This window comes from Nocardia sp. NPDC024068, from assembly GCF_040638875.1.
GTDB lineage: Bacteria > Actinomycetota > Actinomycetes > Mycobacteriales > Mycobacteriaceae > Nocardia.
In genome coordinates, this window is record NZ_JBEZYU010000010.1 from 31,852 (window position 1) to 50,721 (window position 18,870).

The 18,870-nt window shown below is 68.7% G+C and carries 17 protein-coding genes and 2 tRNA genes; 8 read left to right on the plus strand and 11 right to left on the minus strand.

What is annotated here, in order from left to right; genetic code table 11:
- Positions 1 to 7: 7 nt before the first annotated feature.
- The 3 genes from AB0F41_RS12060 (at position 8) to AB0F41_RS12070 (ending at position 818) form a co-directional block, all read left to right on the plus strand.
- Positions 8 to 83: transfer RNA gene (locus AB0F41_RS12060), tRNA-Arg, on the plus strand.
- A gap of 152 nt (positions 84 to 235) precedes the next feature.
- A complete protein-coding gene (locus AB0F41_RS12065; protein ID WP_357422827.1) occupies positions 236 to 505 on the plus strand; it encodes a hypothetical protein in 270 nt (89 codons plus the stop codon).
- A gap of 100 nt (positions 506 to 605) precedes the next feature.
- Positions 606 to 818: a hypothetical protein gene (locus tag AB0F41_RS12070; RefSeq protein WP_357422829.1), complete on the plus strand. Its 213-nt coding sequence runs from the start codon at positions 606 to 608 to the stop codon at positions 816 to 818.
- Positions 819 to 894: 76 nt separating this feature from the next.
- Here the strand turns inward: AB0F41_RS12070 and AB0F41_RS12075 are convergent, their stop codons facing one another.
- The 3 genes from AB0F41_RS12075 to AB0F41_RS12085 all read right to left on the minus strand — a co-directional run bounded on the left by AB0F41_RS12075 (position 895) and on the right by AB0F41_RS12085 (position 3,442).
- Positions 895 to 1,350, minus strand: a complete 456-nt coding sequence (locus tag AB0F41_RS12075) for a nitroreductase/quinone reductase family protein (protein WP_357422831.1) — start codon at positions 1,348 to 1,350, stop codon at positions 895 to 897.
- A 152-nt stretch (positions 1,351 to 1,502) separates the two neighbouring features.
- Complete coding sequence (locus AB0F41_RS12080; RefSeq protein WP_357422833.1) at positions 1,503 to 2,399, minus strand: hypothetical protein; 897 nt, start codon at positions 2,397 to 2,399, stop codon at positions 1,503 to 1,505.
- Between the two features lie 11 nt (positions 2,400 to 2,410).
- Complete coding sequence (locus AB0F41_RS12085; RefSeq protein WP_357422835.1) at positions 2,411 to 3,442, minus strand: hypothetical protein; 1,032 nt, start codon at positions 3,440 to 3,442, stop codon at positions 2,411 to 2,413.
- Positions 3,443 to 3,622: 180 nt separating this feature from the next.
- On the opposite strand from AB0F41_RS12085, the gene AB0F41_RS12090 reads away from it, so the two are divergent.
- The gene (locus tag AB0F41_RS12090; protein ID WP_357422837.1) at positions 3,623 to 4,324 is read left to right on the plus strand and encodes a hypothetical protein; all 702 of its coding nucleotides are present in this window, start codon (positions 3,623 to 3,625) and stop codon (positions 4,322 to 4,324) included.
- 10 nt (positions 4,325 to 4,334) lie between these two features.
- Positions 4,335 to 5,756 carry a metallophosphoesterase gene (locus tag AB0F41_RS12095; protein ID WP_357422839.1) on the plus strand — a complete coding sequence of 474 codons (1,422 nt, stop codon included), beginning with the start codon at positions 4,335 to 4,337 and terminating at the stop codon, positions 5,754 to 5,756.
- Between the two features lie 63 nt (positions 5,757 to 5,819).
- Here the strand turns inward: AB0F41_RS12095 and AB0F41_RS12100 are convergent.
- Positions 5,820 to 5,891 (minus strand) — tRNA-Cys (locus AB0F41_RS12100).
- 208 nt (positions 5,892 to 6,099) lie between these two features.
- Between AB0F41_RS12100 and AB0F41_RS12105 the strand changes: the two genes are divergently transcribed.
- Entirely contained in the window at positions 6,100 to 6,642 is a 543-nt protein-coding gene (locus AB0F41_RS12105; protein WP_357422841.1) for a MarR family transcriptional regulator, read from the plus strand.
- Positions 6,643 to 6,763: 121 nt separating this feature from the next.
- Positions 6,764 to 7,810 (plus strand): hypothetical protein, encoded by a 1,047-nt coding sequence (locus tag AB0F41_RS12110; RefSeq protein ID WP_357422843.1) that lies wholly within the window; start codon positions 6,764 to 6,766, stop codon positions 7,808 to 7,810.
- Between the two features lie 34 nt (positions 7,811 to 7,844).
- On the opposite strand, the gene AB0F41_RS12115 is transcribed toward AB0F41_RS12110, so the two are convergent.
- From AB0F41_RS12115 to AB0F41_RS12135, 5 genes are all read right to left on the minus strand, one after another.
- Positions 7,845 to 8,621, minus strand: a complete 777-nt coding sequence (locus AB0F41_RS12115) for an enoyl-CoA hydratase (RefSeq protein ID WP_357422845.1) — start codon at positions 8,619 to 8,621, stop codon at positions 7,845 to 7,847.
- Between the two features lie 109 nt (positions 8,622 to 8,730).
- A complete protein-coding gene (locus tag AB0F41_RS12120; RefSeq protein ID WP_357422848.1) occupies positions 8,731 to 9,477 on the minus strand; it encodes an ESX secretion-associated protein EspG in 747 nt (248 codons plus the stop codon).
- Positions 9,478 to 9,483: 6 nt separating this feature from the next.
- Complete coding sequence (locus AB0F41_RS12125) at positions 9,484 to 10,305, minus strand: ESX secretion-associated protein EspG (protein WP_357422850.1); 822 nt, start codon at positions 10,303 to 10,305, stop codon at positions 9,484 to 9,486.
- Positions 10,302 to 12,935, minus strand: a complete 2,634-nt coding sequence (locus AB0F41_RS12130; RefSeq protein WP_357422852.1) for a hypothetical protein — start codon at positions 12,933 to 12,935, stop codon at positions 10,302 to 10,304. Before AB0F41_RS12130 ends, AB0F41_RS12125 begins: the two co-directional genes overlap by 4 nt.
- 77 nt (positions 12,936 to 13,012) lie before the next feature.
- A complete protein-coding gene (locus tag AB0F41_RS12135; RefSeq protein ID WP_357422854.1) occupies positions 13,013 to 13,489 on the minus strand; it encodes a YbaB/EbfC family nucleoid-associated protein in 477 nt (158 codons plus the stop codon).
- Positions 13,490 to 13,684: 195 nt separating this feature from the next.
- On the opposite strand from AB0F41_RS12135, the gene AB0F41_RS12140 reads away from it, so the two are divergent.
- Positions 13,685 to 14,371: a hypothetical protein gene (locus AB0F41_RS12140; RefSeq protein WP_357422856.1), complete on the plus strand. Its 687-nt coding sequence runs from the start codon at positions 13,685 to 13,687 to the stop codon at positions 14,369 to 14,371.
- A 61-nt stretch (positions 14,372 to 14,432) separates the two neighbouring features.
- On the opposite strand, the gene AB0F41_RS12145 is transcribed toward AB0F41_RS12140, so the two are convergent.
- Together AB0F41_RS12145 and AB0F41_RS12150 are read right to left on the minus strand one after the other, a co-directional pair.
- Positions 14,433 to 14,753, minus strand: coding sequence for a hypothetical protein (locus tag AB0F41_RS12145; RefSeq protein WP_357422858.1), 321 nt, complete (start codon positions 14,751 to 14,753; stop codon positions 14,433 to 14,435).
- A gap of 38 nt (positions 14,754 to 14,791) precedes the next feature.
- Entirely contained in the window at positions 14,792 to 18,709 is a 3,918-nt protein-coding gene (locus AB0F41_RS12150; protein ID WP_357422860.1) for a hypothetical protein, read from the minus strand.
- Between the last annotated feature and the right edge of the window lie 161 nt (positions 18,710 to 18,870).

Consider the following 18,870-nt stretch of genomic DNA (forward strand, 5'->3'; position numbering starts at 1 on the left):
GATCCCCGCCCTCGTAGCTCAGGGGATAGAGCGTCTGCCTCCGGAGCAGAAGGCCGCAGGTTCGATTCCTGCCGAGGGCACCACAGGCCACCTTCCATTTCACATGGTAGGTGGCCTTTTTCGTGCCGTGAGATGGAAATCGCCGCCGAATTGAGCAAACTCGCCGCCAGAGGCACCGCTGCGCCCCTGCCCAAGTCGATCGTGGTGAAAACTGATGCAGGTACTCTTGGAAGCTATGTCCGCCACGCTCGCCGAACTCGAAGCCCGCGTCGCCGCTCTGGAGGCGGAGCGCGCGGACTACCGGGCTGGTCTGGTCACCGTCAACGCCCTCGGACAGCAGACCCGCGAACGGCTCGACCACCTGCACGAGAAGGTCGATCGTGTCGACAGTAACGTCCGGCAGGTCGCGACCAAGGTCGATGACACGAACGCACGAGTGCGCTCCCTCGAAGAATCCCAGGCCGAGATCAAGGATCTTCTGATCCGAGCGCTCGACCGCAAGTAGACAACCCGGGCGCGCAATCGCACGTAGACCGCACGCACCGCCATCAGTAAGTCTCTGACCAACGGATATCGAACTGCTGACAGCGCGGCACGGGCTCGACGTGGTGTTCACGGCGGTTGTCGATACGACTTCGAAACTCGCTGTGATCATCGCCATCCAGCACCTGCTGGAGCACGACGCCGAGGTGGTCGTCGTACCGCACCTCGTGATCGGCCGGCTGCGGGCGGACCATCCGTGGCGGCCGGTCGGCAGTCTCGTGGACCTGGTGACCTTCGCGGGGATGATCGAACGCGGCGGGGTCGGCCGGGCGTGAGACGCGCGACCACGAGCGAGGCTCCCACCGGAACCCGGCGGGAGCCTCGTGGTTCATACGTCCGGCGGTCCCCCGGTCAGCGCTGGGTGAGCCGGACGACCGGGTATTCGCGGTCGGATTTCCGCTGGTACTTCTCGTACCGGGGTTGCGCGTCGGTGATGCGCTTCCAGGCCGCCGCCCGGTCGTCGCCGGCGAGCAGATGGGGCGTCACCGGGACCGTGCCGCGGCCGGGCAGTTCGACGGCGGCGCGTTCCGGATGGGCCATGAGGTTGGCGTACCAGTCCGGGTTCCGGTCGCCGCCGCCCGACGCGACCAGCAGCCAGTCGTCGCCGCCGGAGAACCAGCTGATCGGTGTTTCGCGCGGTTCGCCGGTGCGTTTGCCGGCCGTGTGCAGGATCAGCATGTCCATACCCATGAACCGGCCGCCCTTGCGCCGGATGCGGCGGGTCGTGCGGGTGTTCATCTTGCGCTGGAACCACAGCGACAGCGCGGTGAACCCGCCGCTTTTGTTCTGCTTCTGCTCTTGTGCCATCTGCTCGACCTCCAGTCGGTCGGTCCGTCACACGGGACCACGGCCCCGGCGCCTGTCTCTGCCGGAAACGGTAGCCGCGGCGCGCTGACCTGCGCTTCTCGATTCCTGATCGGTTGGGTCACCGATCCGCGAATTATGGGCGGTGCGGGCGGTCAGGGCCCGACGACCCGCCGTTCGAGGTCGGCGACGGCGGCGGCGAGGTATCCGGTGGCCGGGCGGTCGCGCATGATCTCGCGGCCCGCTTCGATGCGGGCCGCGCGTTCGGCGGGTGAGTCGAGGTAGTGCAGGCAGGTCTCGACCACGCGGTCGTAACCGGTGAAGGCGACGGCGGGAGCGAAAGGAGCCGCCTCCTCCGCGTCGGCGCAGTCCTCCGACACCACGAACAGCCCGTTGGCCAGCAGATACGACACCCGGACGATCTCGAAGATCTTGGTGTCGTAGTAGTGGGTGTTCAGGATGATCTCGGCGCGGGCGTAGAGCGCGTCGCGGGCGGGGCCGTACAGGCCGAAATGCGCCTGCGCGTTCACGCCGAGTCCGCGCAACCGCTCGATCGGCGCGAGCCGGCGCTCGTTGAGCGATCCGACCACCAGGACGTCGATGTCCCGCTCGACGGCGGGCGGGATACGTTCCAACTCGGGGACATGGCCGATCGGCACGTGGCGTACATCCGGAACACCCAGCTCCCGCAGCGCCGCGATATTGCGCAGGCTGTAGTCCCACACGATATGGCGGCGGAACAGGGACAGCAGTTCCTCGGTGACCCACTCGGATTCGGGTGCGATCTGCTCCAGATTGAAGAGCACGGCGTCGTCGGGGACCTCGAGCCCCCACCAGGACAGGGTGTTGCTGCCGAAGACGATGGGCCGGCGGCCGGGTACCCGGAGCTCGTCGGTGAGCACACTGTCGTGGCCCAGTCGCCGCAGGGCGATATCGACCGTCTCGGCGACCTCCCGGAACGCTTCCCGATGCTGATACGACGGTGGCGGGGCGATGGTGACGGCGAAACGGGCAGGCGGGTCATCGGAGCGCGGTAGCGGCGGGTTCGGCATGAATTCCGGATTCAGTCGAGGGAGTTCGCCAGGCAGGCATGGAGATCCAGCAGGGCCGGGACCTGATCGGCCGGGCGGCGTCCCATACCGCATTCGGTGGCGATACCGAACCGGGGCGCGAACGCCTGCGCCGCCTTGATCCGGCGGCGGGCGCCGTCGAACCCGTCGGCGGCGTGCACCAGGCCCAGATACAGATCGGTTTCCGGGGCGAGGGCGAGGGCGGCGAGCGGGCCGTAGTATTCCTCGTCGGCGCGGTCTTCGGGGACCGGCAGATGAATCCAGTCGAGCGGGCGGGTCAGCCTGTGCACGATGCCCGAGGCCACCGCGACCAGTTTCGAGGTGTCGGCGGGTTCGGTGGCGCGGGGGTGACCGAAATCGCCGTAGCAGAGGTGATACCCGGTCTGTACGCCCTCCGGGACGGCCTCGCCCAGACGCACCAGGCGTTCGACGACTCCGGCGAAGATCGCCGGTCGGTCGTCGCCGAACCACGACGGGGAAGCGCCCTCCAAGAGCGCGAATTCAGCCGCGGCATCCCATTGGATCGCCAGATCCTGGTGCGGGACCGCCGCGCAGATCCGGGCCAGTTCGTCGAGTATCCCTGCCTCCCAGCGCTGTTCGAGCGCGGCTTGCGGCCCGGCGCACAGCGCACCGGTCACCGCGACCGGAGTCGGCAGGCTCACCTGGAACCGGATGCCCGGGCGGATCGCACCGTCCGCGCGAACGCGCTCGAACACCTGCCACGAGCGCAGCGCCGACTCGGCATAACCGAGTGGTCCGAAATCTATTGCCGCGGGATCGATCCCGGGCGCCGGTCGCACCCGTTCACCGGGTCCGTACTCCGGACCGGGCGGCGGCACGACCACCAGATCGGGATGGGCCCGGAGCCGGGTCAGCTGCCAGGGCACGCCGGTGCCGCGGTCACCGGTCTCGCCGTCGGGAATCCGGGTGATATGGACGCCCAAACGCGTGGCCACCTGGATGAACACACCCGCGGCGTCCGGCAGTGGGACGCTGCCACACAGGTGAACACCGGATCCGCCCATGCCGTACACCTCCGCGTGTCTGGGGCCCGCACCCGGCACGAGTGTAAAAGCGCACCGGCGATCCCGCGCGGGAAGGGATTGCGGACGCCGCCCACAATCGACAGGCGCGCGGGCGCAGGGGACGCCGGTACGGCGTTTGTCGTAATGTTCGGGCAAACACTCCCCGGAACGGAGACGGCTTTGACCAACCCCCCGGCAGGCCCGCCGCCTAACGGCCCGCGACCTCCCGATGGCCCGCAACCGGGCCACCCCGACCAGGCCGGCTGGTCGCAGCCCGCTCCCCCACCCCAACCCGGGATCCCACAGGGCGGTTACCCGCAGCAGCCGCCCGGATATCCGGGGCAGCAGGGCTACTCGGGCGACCCGGGCGCACCGCAGTCCGGCTATCCCGGTCAGCCGGGCACCCCGCCGCCGCGCAAACGCCGGACCGGTGTGATCATCGGCGCGGCAGTAGTCGCGGTATTGCTGGTCGTGGGTGTGGTGGCGGTCGGGGTGGTGCTGACCATCCAGGGCCGAACCCCGCTGTCCTCCGATGAACAGCAGGTCGAGGCCGCGCTGCACGAGTTCTACGACACGTTGAGTGCCAACGGCTTCCAGGCCGCCACCGATCTGGCCTGCAAAGCCGACCGGGACGAGTTCGGGGCGATGTCGGATTCGGAGAAATCCGAAGCCGAGAAACTCGAATTCTCGGTGGAGATCCAATCCATCGACGATGTCGTGATCACCGGGGATCAGGCGAAGGCCCAGCTCACCGGGAAGTTCAGCTTCTCGATGCCCGGCGAGAGCAGTGACGACGAGATGGACGACAGCTCGGAAGAGAACCTGGTCAAAGAGGACGGCGAATGGCGGGTCTGCTCGTCGTCCGGCGCCCAGGGCACCTGAGTATGCGCCGATGAGCTGCTGCGGACCCTCGCGCCGCACGTTCCTCGGCGCGCTCGGTCTCGCCGCCCTGCTGCCCGCCGCCGGGCTCGCCGGCGCGGGTCGCGCGGCGGCGCGGTCCGGGTCGTTCGCGGCGACCGATCTGGAGGTCGTCACGGTCACCGACACCTCGGCGGTACTCACCTGGACAGGTCGCGCCGCCGACGCCGCGGGACGGCCGGTTCCGGTGCCCGCCGAGGGTGAACTGCTGCTCGGCCCGGCCGACGGTTCCCGGCCGTTGCGCCAGGTCTGGGCGTCCGAAGCGGCGACTCCCTTCCACTACGCACAGGTGGACGGGCTGGAGCCGGGTCGCGCCTACCGTTTCGAAGCACGCTGCGGTGGGGTGCGGGCGACGCCGGCGCTCTCCGCGGGCACCGGGCTGCCCGGGTCGCCGGAGACGGCCGGTATGTTCACCACCCTGGTGCCCCCGCCGGGCCGGCTCCTGCGAACCCTGGCCCTGGCCAACGATATCCACTACGGCGAAACCGTGAGCGGGCTGGTGGTCGGTGACCTGCCACCGGGACTGCGCCAGGAGCCGGGCGCGGCGCCCTACCCGGAGGTCATGCTCGACGCTCTGCTCGATGATCTGCGCCGCGCCGACCGCGGGGCCGAACTCCTGCTGCTGGCCGGCGACCTGACCGCGGAGGCGGCGCCCGCCGACCTGCGCGCGGTGCGCACCCGGCTGGACCACTGGGGCGTGGCGGGACAGGACTACCTCGCGGTACGGGGCAATCACGACCGGCCGCATACGGGAGCCGATTACGCCGGCTGCCCCGCGGTACCGGGCGCGGCGGACCACCGGGATTGCTGGAGTGAGGTTTTCGGCCCGCGGCAACATCTCGTCGAACACGAACTGGGCGGGTTGCGGATCCTCGGACTGGATACCAGCGCGCTCGACGGGGCGGGCGGGGTGATCGACCCGGTCCAGTTCGACCATATGACCGCCGCGCTGCGCGCCGAACCCGACCGCCCCACTGCGGTTTTCGGTCATCACCCGGTTACCTCCGAGTCCGGGCTGACCAATTTCGCCGGACCGGGATTCGTGCTCGACGGGGCCGATTCGCTGGCACTGCAACGGCTGTACGAGCGCACGCCGGGGGTTTTCCTGCAACACAGCGGGCACACCCACCGCACCCGCCGCACCCGGCCCGATACCGCGTGCGCGGTGGAGTTCCTGGAGGTGGGAGCCATCAAGGAGTATCCCGGCGGCTACAGCCTGCTGCGGCTCTACGAGGGCGGCTACATGGTGAACTTCTACAAGACCCGCACCCCCGAATCGCGGCGCTGGAGCACGCTGACCCGGGGCGAATACTTCGGCCTGCTGCCCGATTACGCCCTGGGCACCTTCGCGGACCGCAATCACGTCGTCACACGCGACTTCTCCGGCCTGCGCTGACCGGGTGGAACGCGGTCAGGGCGGGCCGGAACCGGTCTCATCCCGGTTCCGGCCGATCCCTCGAGCGAGCGGCGGGAATCGAACCCGCGTGAACGGCTTTGCAGACCGTTGCCTCAACCACTCAGCCACGCCCGCGTGACCGGAACATCATGACCCGGGCCCCCGGTCCGGGACAGAGTTGAGATCGGGGAGATCGCAATCGCGGCGGCGGCCGGTCGCGGCGTGCCCGCATGGCCGGCAGATCGGCGCCGTCTCGACCGCCGCGGCCGGTAGAGGCGGCGGCGGCCGCTCGTCCGGCGCACGGTTCGGGGCCTGCGCCCGGCGGCGTGCAATGATCGAAAACATGTCTCGCCCCCGTCCGCTACCGCTCGACCCGATTCAGGAGGCCCATCGCCAGTGGGTGGGCCACGGTTGGGGCTCGGTCGCCGACGGTATGGCGGCGGTGACCTCACTGGTCCGGGCCCAGCAGATCGTGATGGCCCGGGTGGACGAGGCGCTGCGGCCGACCGGCCTGACCTTCTCCCGCTATGAACTACTGCAGTTGCTGAACTTCAGCACCACCGGCGCGCTACCGATGGCGGTGGCCAGCGCGCGGTTGCAGGTACATCCGACCAGTGTCACGAATTCGGTGGACCGGCTGGAGGCGGCCGGTCTGGTGAACCGGGTCCCGCATCCCAACGACCGGCGCGCCACTTTGATCGAGATCACCGATTCCGGAAGGGATCTCGTCGCCGAAGCCACCGAATACCTCAACGAGCGGGTCTTCGCGCGGCCGGAGTTGCCGCCCGACCGGTTGCGGACGCTGCTGCAGTTGCTGGCGGAGTTCCGTCATACCGCGGGCGACTTCGATACCGGTGAGCAACCCGCCCGCTGGCACGAGAGCTGATACCGACCGATCGGCCTCTTCTGCCCGGGCGCCGGCAAACAAACGACGGTCAGGCACCCGGACAGCAAATTTCTCGGTCATTCCGCTTGGCAACACCGCCCCCACGGCGCACCATATGTTTATGGTGCTGGTTCTCGGGGTATCAATGGGCTCCTCGGGAGCGCGCGCAGTACTCACACATTCCGATCAACCCCACCTGCCGCCGATCGATCGCTGCCATATCCGCGCCGCGGCCGGCGCCTCCCCCGTCGAACCCGTGCTCACCGCCGTCCGGCGGATGTACAGCGCCGCCCGCCGGCGCGACGAGTACATCACCGGCACCGCCGTGACCTGCCAGAACCGGTATCAGGCCGAACTCGTCGGCGAAGCTCTCGGCACCGGGCGGGTCACGCTCGTGGACGAGGCCCTGGCCCAGGCGCGGTACCTGCGGTTCACCGAGAAACTCCCGGCCGCCGGCTCGGTGACACTGTTCGACCTGGGCTCTTCGGGTGTCACCCTCACCCAGCTCGACTGCCGCACCGATACGGTGCTCGCGGGAACCTTCTGCACCGGAGTGGGCGGCGACGCCTACGACGAGCTGCTGTGCGAATGGCTCGACGGCGCGGGCGTCTTCACCGACGAGGCCGCGGCGGGACGGTACCGCGAGGCGCTGAGCAGCGCCCGGGTGGTCACCGCGGCCGATCCGGATACCGCCGAACGCGCGGTCATCACCCGCAGCGATCTCGCCGAACTCTGCGCCGACACGGTCCGCGAGGCCGCCGGGCTGGTACAGCGGGTGGCCGAGCAAACCGAGATCACCCCCGACGCGCTGGCCCTGCTCGGCGGCTGCACCCGCAACGCGGCGCTGTGTGCCCGCGTGGGCGATCTCCTGGAGATCCCGCTCATCTGCGACTCCGAACCGGAGTACGTATCGGCCCGCGGGGCGCTGCTGTTCGCGGCCGAACGCCCCGCCGCCGGTATCCGCACCGCTCATATCCGGGCCGGTGGGCAGGTGGTCCCGCTGGCGCCGCCGACGGTCGGGCGGCGCAAGGTGTACGCCGCGGCCGCCGTGACGATCGGCCTCGGCGCGACCGTCGCGGGGCTGCTCACCGCGCAGAACGGCACGGCGGCGCCCGCCCGGAACAACTACGTGCCCACCGACGTCCTCGACGCCCCGCCCGAGCCGTAACCGGGTTCCGGCCGGCCCGGCGGGCGAGGCGGGATCAGCGGTTGGTGAACCGGGCGTCGCGCTTGTCCACGAACGCCGCCATGCCTTCCTTCTGATCCTCGATGGCGAACAGGGAGTGGAAGACCCGCCGCTCGAACCGCAGGCCCTCGCTCAGCGTCGTCTCGAAGGAGCGGTTCACCGCCTCCTTGGCGATCATGGCCACCGGCAGCGACATGGACGCGATGGTGGACGCCACCTCGAGCGCGGTATCGAGCAGTTCCGCGGCCGGCACCACCCTGGACACCAGCCCGGCCCGCTCGGCCTCCTCGACGCCCATATTCCGGCCGGTCAGCACCAGATCCATGGCTTTGGCCTTACCGATCGCGCGGGTCAGCCGCTGCGATCCACCGATACCGGGGATCACGCCGAGCTTGATCTCGGGCTGGCCGAACTTGGCGTTATCGGCGGCGATCAGCAGATCGCAGATCATGGCCAGTTCGCACCCGCCGCCCAGGGCGTAACCCGCGACCGCCGCGATGGTGGGCTTGCGGAACTGGGCCAGCCGCTCCCAGCGGGCGAAATAGTCGTCCAGGAACATATCCATATACGACTTCGGCTGCATCTCCTTGATATCGGCCCCGGCGGCGAAGGCCCGGTCGGAACCGGTGATCACCACGGCGCCGATCTCGTCGTCGCGTTCGACCTCGTCGAGCGCGGCGATAACATCGTCGAGGACCTGCGCGTTGAGCGCGTTCAACGCCTTGGGCCGGTTCAGCGTGATGAGGGCGACCCCATCCTTACGCTCCAGCAGAATCGTCTCGAAGTCGGTCACGGCGCATCCTCTGGTTCGTAATGGTCATGAACATCGGTGACGATACCGCGCGCCGGGCGGGCGGTATCGACATGGCTCGAGGGCTCACGGAGGGCAGTTCCGGCGGCGGCTACCGCTCCAGGCGGAGCATGATCTCCGCCATCCGCGCCTCGATCCAGTCACAGATCGCGTTGCCGTCCATCCCGGTCATCTCCTCTTCGGGCCCCATCGCGTACCGGCCGTCGCCCGGGACATCTCGCCAGACCAGACCCACGTGGATGATGCCCGGCTCCCGGAATCCCAGATGCCCCTGGATCACCTTCAACACTCCGGCGTCCGGGCCGGGTGCCGCGAACGACGCGGCAGCGGCGGGAATTTCACCTGCCCCGGAGACCCCGTCTCCGGAGAGGAGCCCGGCCACCGACTCGGGGTCACGGCCCGCATCGACGGCGGGTAGCAGACCGACCACCTCGCGCCCCAGGGCCTCCGGACCGCATTCGGCGATATCGAAGCCACCGGAATGGGCCACGGTCTCCCCCGGCCGCTGGGTGATCACATAGCCACGATCGTCACGACGGACCGCGTGGACCCGGACACATTGCTGCGGATCGGTATGGTGGCGCTCGTTCCACAGGTTCGCGGTGACCATGATGTCGGGCCTGATGAGCGTGTGAATCATGACGTCGAATTCCGGGTCCGCCAGTTGCCGCAGGCCGGCGCGCACCTCGTTCTTCTCGGCCTCGTAGTCGTCCGCGAATTTGGTGTCGCTGGTGAAGGTGAACGGGCGCGGCAGCCGGCCGCCGATACGGCGGTCTTCGCAGAGCACCTTGAACTGCAGACCGGTGAGCCTCCAGCGGTATTCGACGGACTCAGGCACCGGCGGTCATTCCTCGATTTCCATATTCCGGTCGAGCCGGGTCACCAGCAGATCCATCTGCTCATCGATCCACGCCGTCAATTCCTCGGTCCCCATTCCCGTCGCGGACGGTGCCGGATGGTTCATCGGGATCACGTACCGGCCGTCCCCCGCGACATCGCGCCACAGCATTCCCATCTCGATACGACCGCGGGGACCGTATTTCGACCGTCCCTGGACCACCCGGAGGGAGCCACTGCGCACAGCGGCCGTACGCAAGAACGTCAGCGCTCGGTCGTAGTCGTTACCACCGTCTTCGTTCTCGTCGTCGTCGTAATCGGAGATGATCGAACCGGATGAGCTGTATCCGGGTTCGAACCTGGGATCACGGGTGGTGTCGGGAATCGCGGTGTCGGGCAGTCGTCCCGCCCGGGCGAACGGCACCCGGGACAGCACGATCTCGCCCAGCGCGTGCGGATCGCATTCGACGATATCGAAGCCGGCGGCGTGGTGCACCGTCTTGCCGGGCCGCTGGGTGATCACGAACCCCCGGGCGCGCTGCCGGAACGCGTGCACCCGGACCCGCGTTTCGGGGTTGTCGAAATCCTCGTCGCCACCGAACGCCTGCAGACTCACGAAGACATCGGGTTTGGCGAGCGCGACACCGAACGCGTCCAGTTCGCCGTTGTGGCGTGCCCGCAGATCCCGGGCGACCTCCGTGAGCTCCCATTCGAGGTCGTCGGCCCAGCGGATGGAACTGGTGAAGACAAGCGGCCGCGGCAACCTGCCTTCGGTGTGCTCTCCGCACAGGGCCCGGAACTCCAGATCGGTGAGCCCCCAACTCCTCACGGTTCGATCACCGGCTTCACCCGGTCCGGAATGTCGAAGACATCGTCCATATTCTCGCGACCCTGCAGGAACTTCGGCGCCTTGTAGTCGTTCTGGCCGCCGGAATTAGCGGCACCGGCCCCCGGAGCGCCGCCCATCGGCGCTCCACCCATCGGTGCCGAGGAACCGGTGGGCGACTGATGGCCGCCTGCGGGATCCATTCCCGGCCCGGCCAACGCGGCCCTGGGGAACAGCTGCGACTGCGCCTGCTGCGGTTCGGGGTAGGGCGCCATGGGCTGCTCCGGAGTGGGAACACCGCCCGGCACGCCCGCGCCACCACCGCCGGCCCCGGCCCCGGCGCCGCCGCCGAACGCATTGGCCAGCTGGTCGAGCTGCTCCCGAGCGGGATCCAGCATGCCCTGGAGGTGCTGCTGGATCTGGCCGGGATCCAGCATCCGGGCCAGTTCGTCCATACCCGGAAGACCACCGCCGAGCTGAGCGAAGGCCTGGATGCCCTGGGTGAGCAGGTTGGACAGAATTCCCAGTGGGTCCTGACTGCTGCTACCGCCGGCCCCGCTTCCGCCACCCGCGCCCGACCAGCTGTTGCCCGGGGCGCCGTCACCGAGCCCGCCGCCGAGGCCACTGCCGCTGCCCGAACCGGAACCGTCGCCGAACAGCGTATCCGCTTGACCGAAGGGCGAGTTCTCGTCGTACAGCGACGAGAGCGGGGTGTTCTTCAGCTCTTCGGGCATCTCCTCCAGTGGGACACCGGTGAGCTGCGAGAGCGCGTCCGCCAGCGACGGCTCGCCGGAACCGTCCGATGCCGTGATCTTCCGGTTCTTCAGCGCGTCCGGCAGCTCGGAGATCGGGATACCCGTGAGCTTGCTCAGGATATCCGCGGCCGTCGGGTTCTCCGGCATCTCGCTGCCACCGCCGGTGGAGTCCGAACCGGGTCCGCCCTCCGAGCCGGGACTGTTGCCGGCAGTCGACCCGGGGCCGCCGCCTCCGCCGCCGAGCAGATCCTCGGCCGACGGCATCTTCGGCATCGACGGGCTCTGCTGCTTGCCGGTGTAGGCCGGGCTGCCGCCGCCGCTTTGCCCGCCGGGACTTCCGCCGCCCGATTCGCTACCGCCCGAGGAGGCCGTTTCGGGCATGGAGGGCATGGGCGGGCCCGAAGAGGCGGTTTCGGGCATGGACGGAATGGAGGGTCCGCCGCCCGAGGATTGGGTGGGCGTACTGGCCGGCCCGCCGCCACCAGACGAGTTGCCCTTCGAACCGGCTCCGATGGGCGTGCTGTATCCGGTGGAACCGTTGCCCATTCCGGCGCCGCTGCCGGGGCCGCCGCCCGAACCGTTCTGCCCACCGGTGTAATCGGACCCCTGGCCGCTGCCGGAACCGCCACCGGAACCTCCGGGGCCCTGGTCGGTGTTCTGACCGTCTTCGAAGCCCTGCTCGTAGCCGTCCTCATAACCGGATTGGTAACTGCTGCCGCTACCGGAACCACTACCACTACCGGAACCACTGCCACTGCCGGAACCACTGCCACTGCCGGAACCACTACCGCTGCCACTGCCACTGCCGGAACCACTACCGCTGCCACTGCCACTGCCGGAACCGCTGCCGCTGCCGCTGCCGGACCCACTACCACTACCGCTACCGGAACCACTACCGTCACCGTTGCCCTCCGGCTTGGTGATGGGCCCGTCCAGGACGGGCATGACCTTCACCGTTTCCTTCATCGGTTCGAGGTAGTAGGTGTTGAGGTAGCCCCGGAAATCCCCGAGGTCCGGTTCATGACAGCCACCCGGCTCCGTCGCGACACCGGGCATGAATGCCTTCGTGTACGCCAAGAACGTCGCCGCGTAGGCCATATTGTCGCGAACCTGCTCGATGGAGTCGATCAACGGCTGGACTCCGTTGCGGTAGTTGCGGACCGCCTCCTGCGCCCCCGCCGAGCCCGTGCCCTTCCACGAGTCGGCCAGCGGGAAAATGGTGTTCACCAGGCCGTTCAGCTTGTTGCCCAAATCGCTCGCCAGCGACCCCCAGGTCGCCGAACGATCCATGACCGCCTGCGCGTTGATGGACTGACCGTGGTCGTACATCTCGCGCCAGGACACCGCGTCCTGCGCCTCGACCTTGATGGCGTCGCCCGGATCCTTGTTACCGCCGTAGTTCTTCACACCGGTCGGAATATCGGGGCCCTTGCCGGAGAACAGCGTCTGCCAGTCCGGCGGTTCGACCGCGCCGCCGACCGTGGCGGGATTGTAATCCGCCGCACCCTCCCCCGGTTTGATGGCCGCGAGCTGGTCTTTCGACGCCTGATCGACATCCTTGTAGGCCTTGCCGGCGGCGATGAACAGCTGACTCATACCCTCGAGCACCGTGGCGTGCTCGCGCAGAATCTCGTACAGCCGACCGGCCTTCTTGCTGTACACGCCGGCGAGCTGATTACTGGACCCCAATGCGCCGAAGGGCGCCGGATCCAGCATATCCAGCTTGTGCTCGGTGATGGCATCGGCCATTCCCCGCAGATCATCGACCAGATCGGCGGCCGCCCGGGCCGCGGTGATCGCATCCTTCGGGGTGAACTGCAGATGTCCCTCGTTCGCCTGCGTCGTGAGACTCGACAGCGTATTCAGGTCCAATGCCATGAGCGTTCACTTTCCGTCGTATTCGGCGACCGGCGCCTGCTGCGGCACCGCGGGGCCCGTCATGATCGGATGCGTTGTCAGTCCCGGTCCGCGACCACGGAAACCGGCCCCGGATCGTCGGGCTCATCCGGTTTGTTCCCCGGCCAGTCCGGTGAGTCGGGCGATACGATCGGCGTTTTCGGCGGCTGGGGTATCAACCCCGCCAGATCCGGCGCGCCCTCGACCATCTCGGAGAGTTTCGGCAGCGAATTCCGGTGCTCCATAACAGGTTCCATGAGCTGCCGGGCCTTTTTCTGGACCTGCGCCGCGGCATCCTGAACGGCTTTGGTGATCGCCACCGCGATCTCGTCCATCGTCAGGTCCAGAACATCGCCGGCGAATTTGGTGTCGATGAGCAAGCCGTCGGCATTCACCGTCACCTCGATCCGCTTCTCCTCGGCGAGGACCGTGGCGGTGAGCAAGGAACGCTTCTTCTGCACTTCCGCGATGCTGCGCATCTGATGGCTCAGGCCGGACAGCATGGTCGCCATATCTTCCTGCAGACGTTCGTTCACCACGGTGCTTTCTCAGTCCTTCCGGTCCGGGGCCTCCGCGAAGACCGCACCCCCGGATTACAACGCACCAGCGTGAATTCCTCGTGGCCTGCAAGGAAATTCGTCGTCGGACCTCGGTACATCGCGCGGTCCGGCCCGGCACCGGAGGTACATTCGGTTTCGATCGTGGTCGCATCGACAGGTGGAGCATTGGACATGGATCCCGCACGCTGCGTTGTCCTGGTACCGGTCGGCAGCCGGATCGAACCACCGTGCGAATCCGCGCTCGAGGAACTGGAACGACGCGGCTACCCGGTATGGCGGGTGCCGGGCGGCGCGGCGATCGACCAGGTCCGCAGCCAGCTCGCCACCGACGCGCTCGCGGCGGGTTTCGAGGAGCTGATGTGGATCGACTCCGATACCGGATTCGAGGCCGATGCCGTGGACATGCTGCGGTCCCACGATCTCCCGGTGGTGAGCGGTATCTGCGTCAAGAAAGGCCAGCGCGCACTGGCCTGTCATGTGCTGCCCGGAACCGCGAAGTTCGAGCTCGGCGCAGGCGGCGGACTGGAGGAAATCCTCTACGCGGGGACCGGATTTCTGCACACCCGGCGTTATGTGTACGAGGACATCGTGAAACAGGAGAAGCTGCCGGTCTGCAACGAGCGGTTCGGCCGGACGCTGATCCCGTTCTTCCTCCCGCTCGTCGTCCCCGAGCCCGACGGCGGCCACTGGTATCTCGCCGAGGACTACTCCTTCTGCGAACGCGCACGGCGCAGCGGCCACGCCATCCACGCCGACACCCGGTTCCGGCTGGACCATATCGGCACCTACAGCTACAGCTGGGAGGACGCCGGCGCCGAAAAACCGCGTTTCGCCAGCTATACCTACCGATTCAACTGACCCCGGGTGGCGCGGGACCGCCGGTGACCGGCCGGCGGATTCCACGCGCCACCGCTGTCGGTCAGAACTCGCTGTCCATAGACCGCAGCTGTCCGACCGCGTCGCGCTGACCGGTGGCGAACGCGCCGAAGGTGCCGGAGATCCCGTCGACGCCGTCGAGCAGATTCGGTTTCGAGGTGCCGTACCCGTCCTTGTTCTTACCGTCGACGAATTTTCGGCCGAAGGAGTCGTTGCCCCAGGGCTGCTGGGTCGACTCGTCCTCGATACCGTCCAGCCGGCTACGCAGCTCGGTACCCACACCCTTCACCGAATCGGCCAGGTCCTGGGTCAGCAGCGCGGCCCTCTCCAACTGGTCCGGATCCACCTCTACGCGATCCACCATGGCGTGCTCCTTCCTCGTTCCGGCTGCCCGCCGGATCACTACAACGTGAACGGCACGTCCACGCCGGAATTGCCGGTCCCCGGGTCACCACCGAACACCTGACCCGACCGCACCACGGTGCCGTCGGGCACCACCGCGCCCGGCAGGATCACCGCGCCCTCGTGCACCACCACGTCCTTGCCCACGACGGCGCCCGGATGCACCTGCGCACCGCGGTGGATCTCGGCGTTCTCGCCCACCACCGCGCCGTCCTGAACCGTCGCCCCCGAATGGACGACCGCACCCGCCCGGATCTCCACGTCCTTGCCCACCGTGGCCCCGGCCTGCACCTCGGCTCCGGGCCCGACCGTTGCCGACGGGTCGACGACCGCCTCCGGCGAGATGATGGGCCGCGGCGGGTCGGAGCCGGGGCCGTCCGGATCGCCGGGGCCGTCCGGCGGGACCGCTCCCTCGGGTAACCAGCCGTCACCCGGCGCATCCGGCGCCGAGAAGGCGGCGATGGGGTACGGAACCCGCATCGGCCAGCGCTGGGGGCGCGGTTTCCCGCGCACGTCCTTGCCCTCGCCGAGATGGTCGTGCACATGGCCCGGGTTCTGCCGGTGATTTTCGCGGTAGGCCTCGTAGGCCTCGCGTGAATCGGGAGTCAGACCCTGCAGCTGCCACAGCGGCAGCCTGTTCGGGGCGGGAGGCGGAGCCGCCGGCGCGTGGCCCGGCGGAGGCGGCGGCGGATAGTTGGGCGCCGGTGGGTGGTTCGCGGGCGGCGGAGGCGGCGGATAGTTGGGCGCCGGTGGGTGATTCGCGGGCGGCGGCGGGGGCGGGTAATTCGGCGCCGGCGGATAGTTCGCGGGCGGCGGAGGCGGCGGGTAATTCGGCGCCGGCGGATAGTTCGCGGGCGGCGGGGGTCCCAACGGGAGCGCCTGTGATTCGTTGTCGCTGTTGCTGGTTCGTGGATCCCACGGGCCCTCCTCCGTGGTCGACGGCGATACGGGTCGCGACCCGATTTCGGAATCCTGGACCGGCGGGGGCGGGAACGCGGGCCGGATGGGACGCGGCGCCACGATCTCGGGGAACCGGTTCGGAGGCGGCGGCTGCGGGATACGCGTGCCGTCGTTACCACCCGGCGGCGGGCCGTACCCACCCGGCGGGCCCTGCGGCGGCATCGGGAACTGCGACAGCAAGGTGTCGAAGGAGATATCGGACTCGGCCGGCGAACGGCTACCCTCCGACCCCTGATCCCGGCCCTCGTACGGGTTCGGGGAATGATCGCCGGACCGTTCCTGCTCGGTCAGCGGCGAAACCGATCGCGAAGGCAGCGGCAGCGCCTGCTCCTCCGCTGTCAACGGCGAGACCGTCCGCGACGGCGGCCCCTGGTCCCGGTTCGGGTTGTGCGGGGGCGGGACCGGACCGGACGAGCGCGACGTGTCCGAGGACTGCTGCGAGGACCCGGGAGGCTGGTTCGGGTTCACCGGAGGCGGCGCGGGCCGTCCCGTAGTGATCGGGCCGTCCTGTCCGCCGATCGGCCCGTGGAACTGCGCGGGCATATTCGTCATCGGAATATCGTCGGGGCGCATCGGCGGGCCCTCGGAATCTGGTGAAAGCGGTACCGCCCCGGAGTTGTCCAGCGCACCCCCGAATCCGAGCGGTCCCTGCGGACCTCCCAGCGGCCCCGAGAGCGACGTACCCGAGCGCGAACCGCCCGTGAGACCCTGGGTCTCCGGCGCGGACCGCTGCTGCGAAGGCGGGGCCGGCTGCTGCTGCGCGCTCGACTGCCCGGGCTGCTGCTGTGATGCCGAAGGCTGCGGAGCCGGGTTGACCGGTCCCTGCTGACTTCCGGACGGCACATTCGGCTGGCCTCCGGACGGCACATTCGGCTGGCCTCCGGCCAGGGGCGCGCCGCCGTTCCCGCTGACGGCCGGCCCCTGCTGAGATCCGCCGAAATCGTGTACGCCCAGGGTCGGGCTGTCCGATCGCGGGCCGCCCAACGGTGCGTCGTAGAGAGAACCGGCGTCGGAGTCGGTGAACCACCCGTGCTGCGGCATCCACATGGAGTTGTTGCCGAGATTCACCGGCGCGCCCGGGTCTCCGTCCAGCGGACTCCCGTTGCGGAAACCGCCCTGGTAACCACCCTGATCGGAGTTCCCGCCGTACTCGCTGAAACCGTCGTCACTCCCGCGGTCACCGCCGTACCCCCCGAAACCGCCATCACCCCCGCGGTCACCGCCGTACCCCCCGAAACCGCCATCACCCCCGCGGTCACCGCCGTACCCCCCGAAACCATCGTCACCCTCGCGATAGCCCTCGGAGCCGCCGAATTCGCTGCTCCGATCGCCGAACGAACCCTCGCTACCGGCGTCGTAGTCCCGATTCCCGCCGCCGAAGCCGCCCTGCTCGTTGCCGAACGACTGCGAGTTCTGCTGGAACAGCCCGCCATCCCCCTGCAATCCCCCCGTGTTCCCGGCGCCCCCCGTGTTCCCTGTGCCCCCGAAATTCCCGTCGAACCCACCCGCAGGCGTCAGCGGACCCCCACCGTTCAGACCACCGCCACCGTTCAGGCCACCCCCGCCGTTGACACCGCCCCCACCGTTGATGCCGCCACCACCGTTCAGGCCACCGCCACCATTCAGGCCACCGCCACCATTCAGGCCACCCCCGCCGTTCACACCGCCCCCACCATCGAGGCCGCCACCACCGTTGACACCGCCCCCACCATCGAGGCCGCCACCACCGTTGACACCGCCCCCACCGTCGAGGCCGCCACCACCATTCAGGCCGCCACCACCATCGACACCACCCCCGCCCCCATCGGTGGTGCCGGTCGTTGCGGCGGGCGGTGCCGGAGCGAACAGCCCGTCACCGCTGTACCGCGGCAACCGCCACAGCTGACCGCGGAACCAGTGGTCCGACCGGAAATGCGAGGCGTCGGTGAAGCCGTCTGCCGTCTTCGGGATATAGCTGTTGAACGCCGCGCCACCGCGGACGCCGCCGACTATGCCGCCCTGCGCGATATTGCCGACCCAGCCCGGCCCGTTGGCGAAGGCCGAGAAATCACCACCGGCGGCCAGCGCGGTGGCGAGGTTGCCGAAGACGGCGCCGAAAGCGTCGGAGGTGGCACCGATGAACATTCCCCGGAAGGTCCCCATCGCGGGGTTGTAGACCATCTTGCTGGGCAGCTTGCTGAGGCCCTTGTCGATGAATTCACCGAAGTACCGGCCGAATTCGCGGGCGGGGATGGCGCCGGCCGCGCCCCCGAGGGCGCCCAGGCCGAATTCCCTACCGTTGAACTCGTGCCGTTTTCCGTCCGCGATCTGGCCGGCCTGGATACTGCCGTTGATCGCCATCGGCACCACGGCGCCCTCGATGGCCCGGGCACCGTAGACACCCCACCCTTTGGCCGTGGGCCAGGTCGGTGTGCCTTTCACCAGGTTCTTCCAGAAATGCCCCGTCGAGGTCTTCGAGGCGCCCATCCGGGCGGCGATATTGGCGATGGTCTTCTGCACCGCGTCCTGAATGATCTTGAGCGCCGACCGGGTGGACACGATGGCGGCGGCCTCCACGGCGGGGGCGGTCGGCGGGAACAGCCACGCCCAGGCGATCTCGATGGCCAGCCAGCACAGCGTGAGGATGATGGTGAGCTTGGTGGCCTGCAGCTCGGTACCCATATCGAATGTGGAGTCGTACTGGGTCATCATCAGATCGGCGATCGACTCGAGCGACTGATCACCACTGCGGAGGGCGTCGTACCGGGCACCCATCTCGGTGCGGCCCGCACCTTCCGGATACGCGTCCATGGTCGCCTGTTTGGCCTGGTCGATCTTGGCGAGCAGCGCCGTGAGCTCTTTGCTCGCTTCTTCCCAGGCCGCGGCGACGGCCCACGCCTTGTCCTCGTCGCCGTCGGGCCATTCGGCGCCGGCGATCCAGCCCAGCCAGCGCAGTTCCTCCGGCAGATATAGGGTCATGCCGACCGGATCGCGACTGTCCGACCTCGCTGGCTCACCGCTACCTCCCTGACGGCCGACACCGTTGCCATTGCACCGTATTCGGCTGAACCCGCAGTTTCACGGAGACCAACTCGGCGCGATATCCCGGCGAACCACCAGACATCCCGCGCGGCCGCGTC

Coding starts and splice junctions, on each gene's coding strand:
- AB0F41_RS12075 (WP_357422831.1), bottom strand. CDS start 1,350: ATGGCACAAGAGCAGAAGCAGAACAAAAGCGGCGGGTTCACCGCGCTG.
- AB0F41_RS12150 (WP_357422860.1), bottom strand. CDS start 18,709: ATGACCCTATATCTGCCGGAGGAACTGCGCTGGCTGGGCTGGATCGCC.
- AB0F41_RS12110 (WP_357422843.1), top strand. CDS start 6,764: ATGGTGCTGGTTCTCGGGGTATCAATGGGCTCCTCGGGAGCGCGCGCA.
- AB0F41_RS12140 (WP_357422856.1), top strand. CDS start 13,685: ATGGATCCCGCACGCTGCGTTGTCCTGGTACCGGTCGGCAGCCGGATC.
- AB0F41_RS12080 (WP_357422833.1), bottom strand. CDS start 2,399: ATGCCGAACCCGCCGCTACCGCGCTCCGATGACCCGCCTGCCCGTTTC.
- AB0F41_RS12130 (WP_357422852.1), bottom strand. CDS start 12,935: ATGGCATTGGACCTGAATACGCTGTCGAGTCTCACGACGCAGGCGAAC.
- AB0F41_RS12145 (WP_357422858.1), bottom strand. CDS start 14,753: ATGGTGGATCGCGTAGAGGTGGATCCGGACCAGTTGGAGAGGGCCGCG.
- AB0F41_RS12085 (WP_357422835.1), bottom strand. CDS start 3,442: ATGGGCGGATCCGGTGTTCACCTGTGTGGCAGCGTCCCACTGCCGGAC.
- AB0F41_RS12065 (WP_357422827.1), top strand. CDS start 236: ATGTCCGCCACGCTCGCCGAACTCGAAGCCCGCGTCGCCGCTCTGGAG.
- AB0F41_RS12105 (WP_357422841.1), top strand. CDS start 6,100: ATGTCTCGCCCCCGTCCGCTACCGCTCGACCCGATTCAGGAGGCCCAT.
- AB0F41_RS12095 (WP_357422839.1), top strand. CDS start 4,335: ATGAGCTGCTGCGGACCCTCGCGCCGCACGTTCCTCGGCGCGCTCGGT.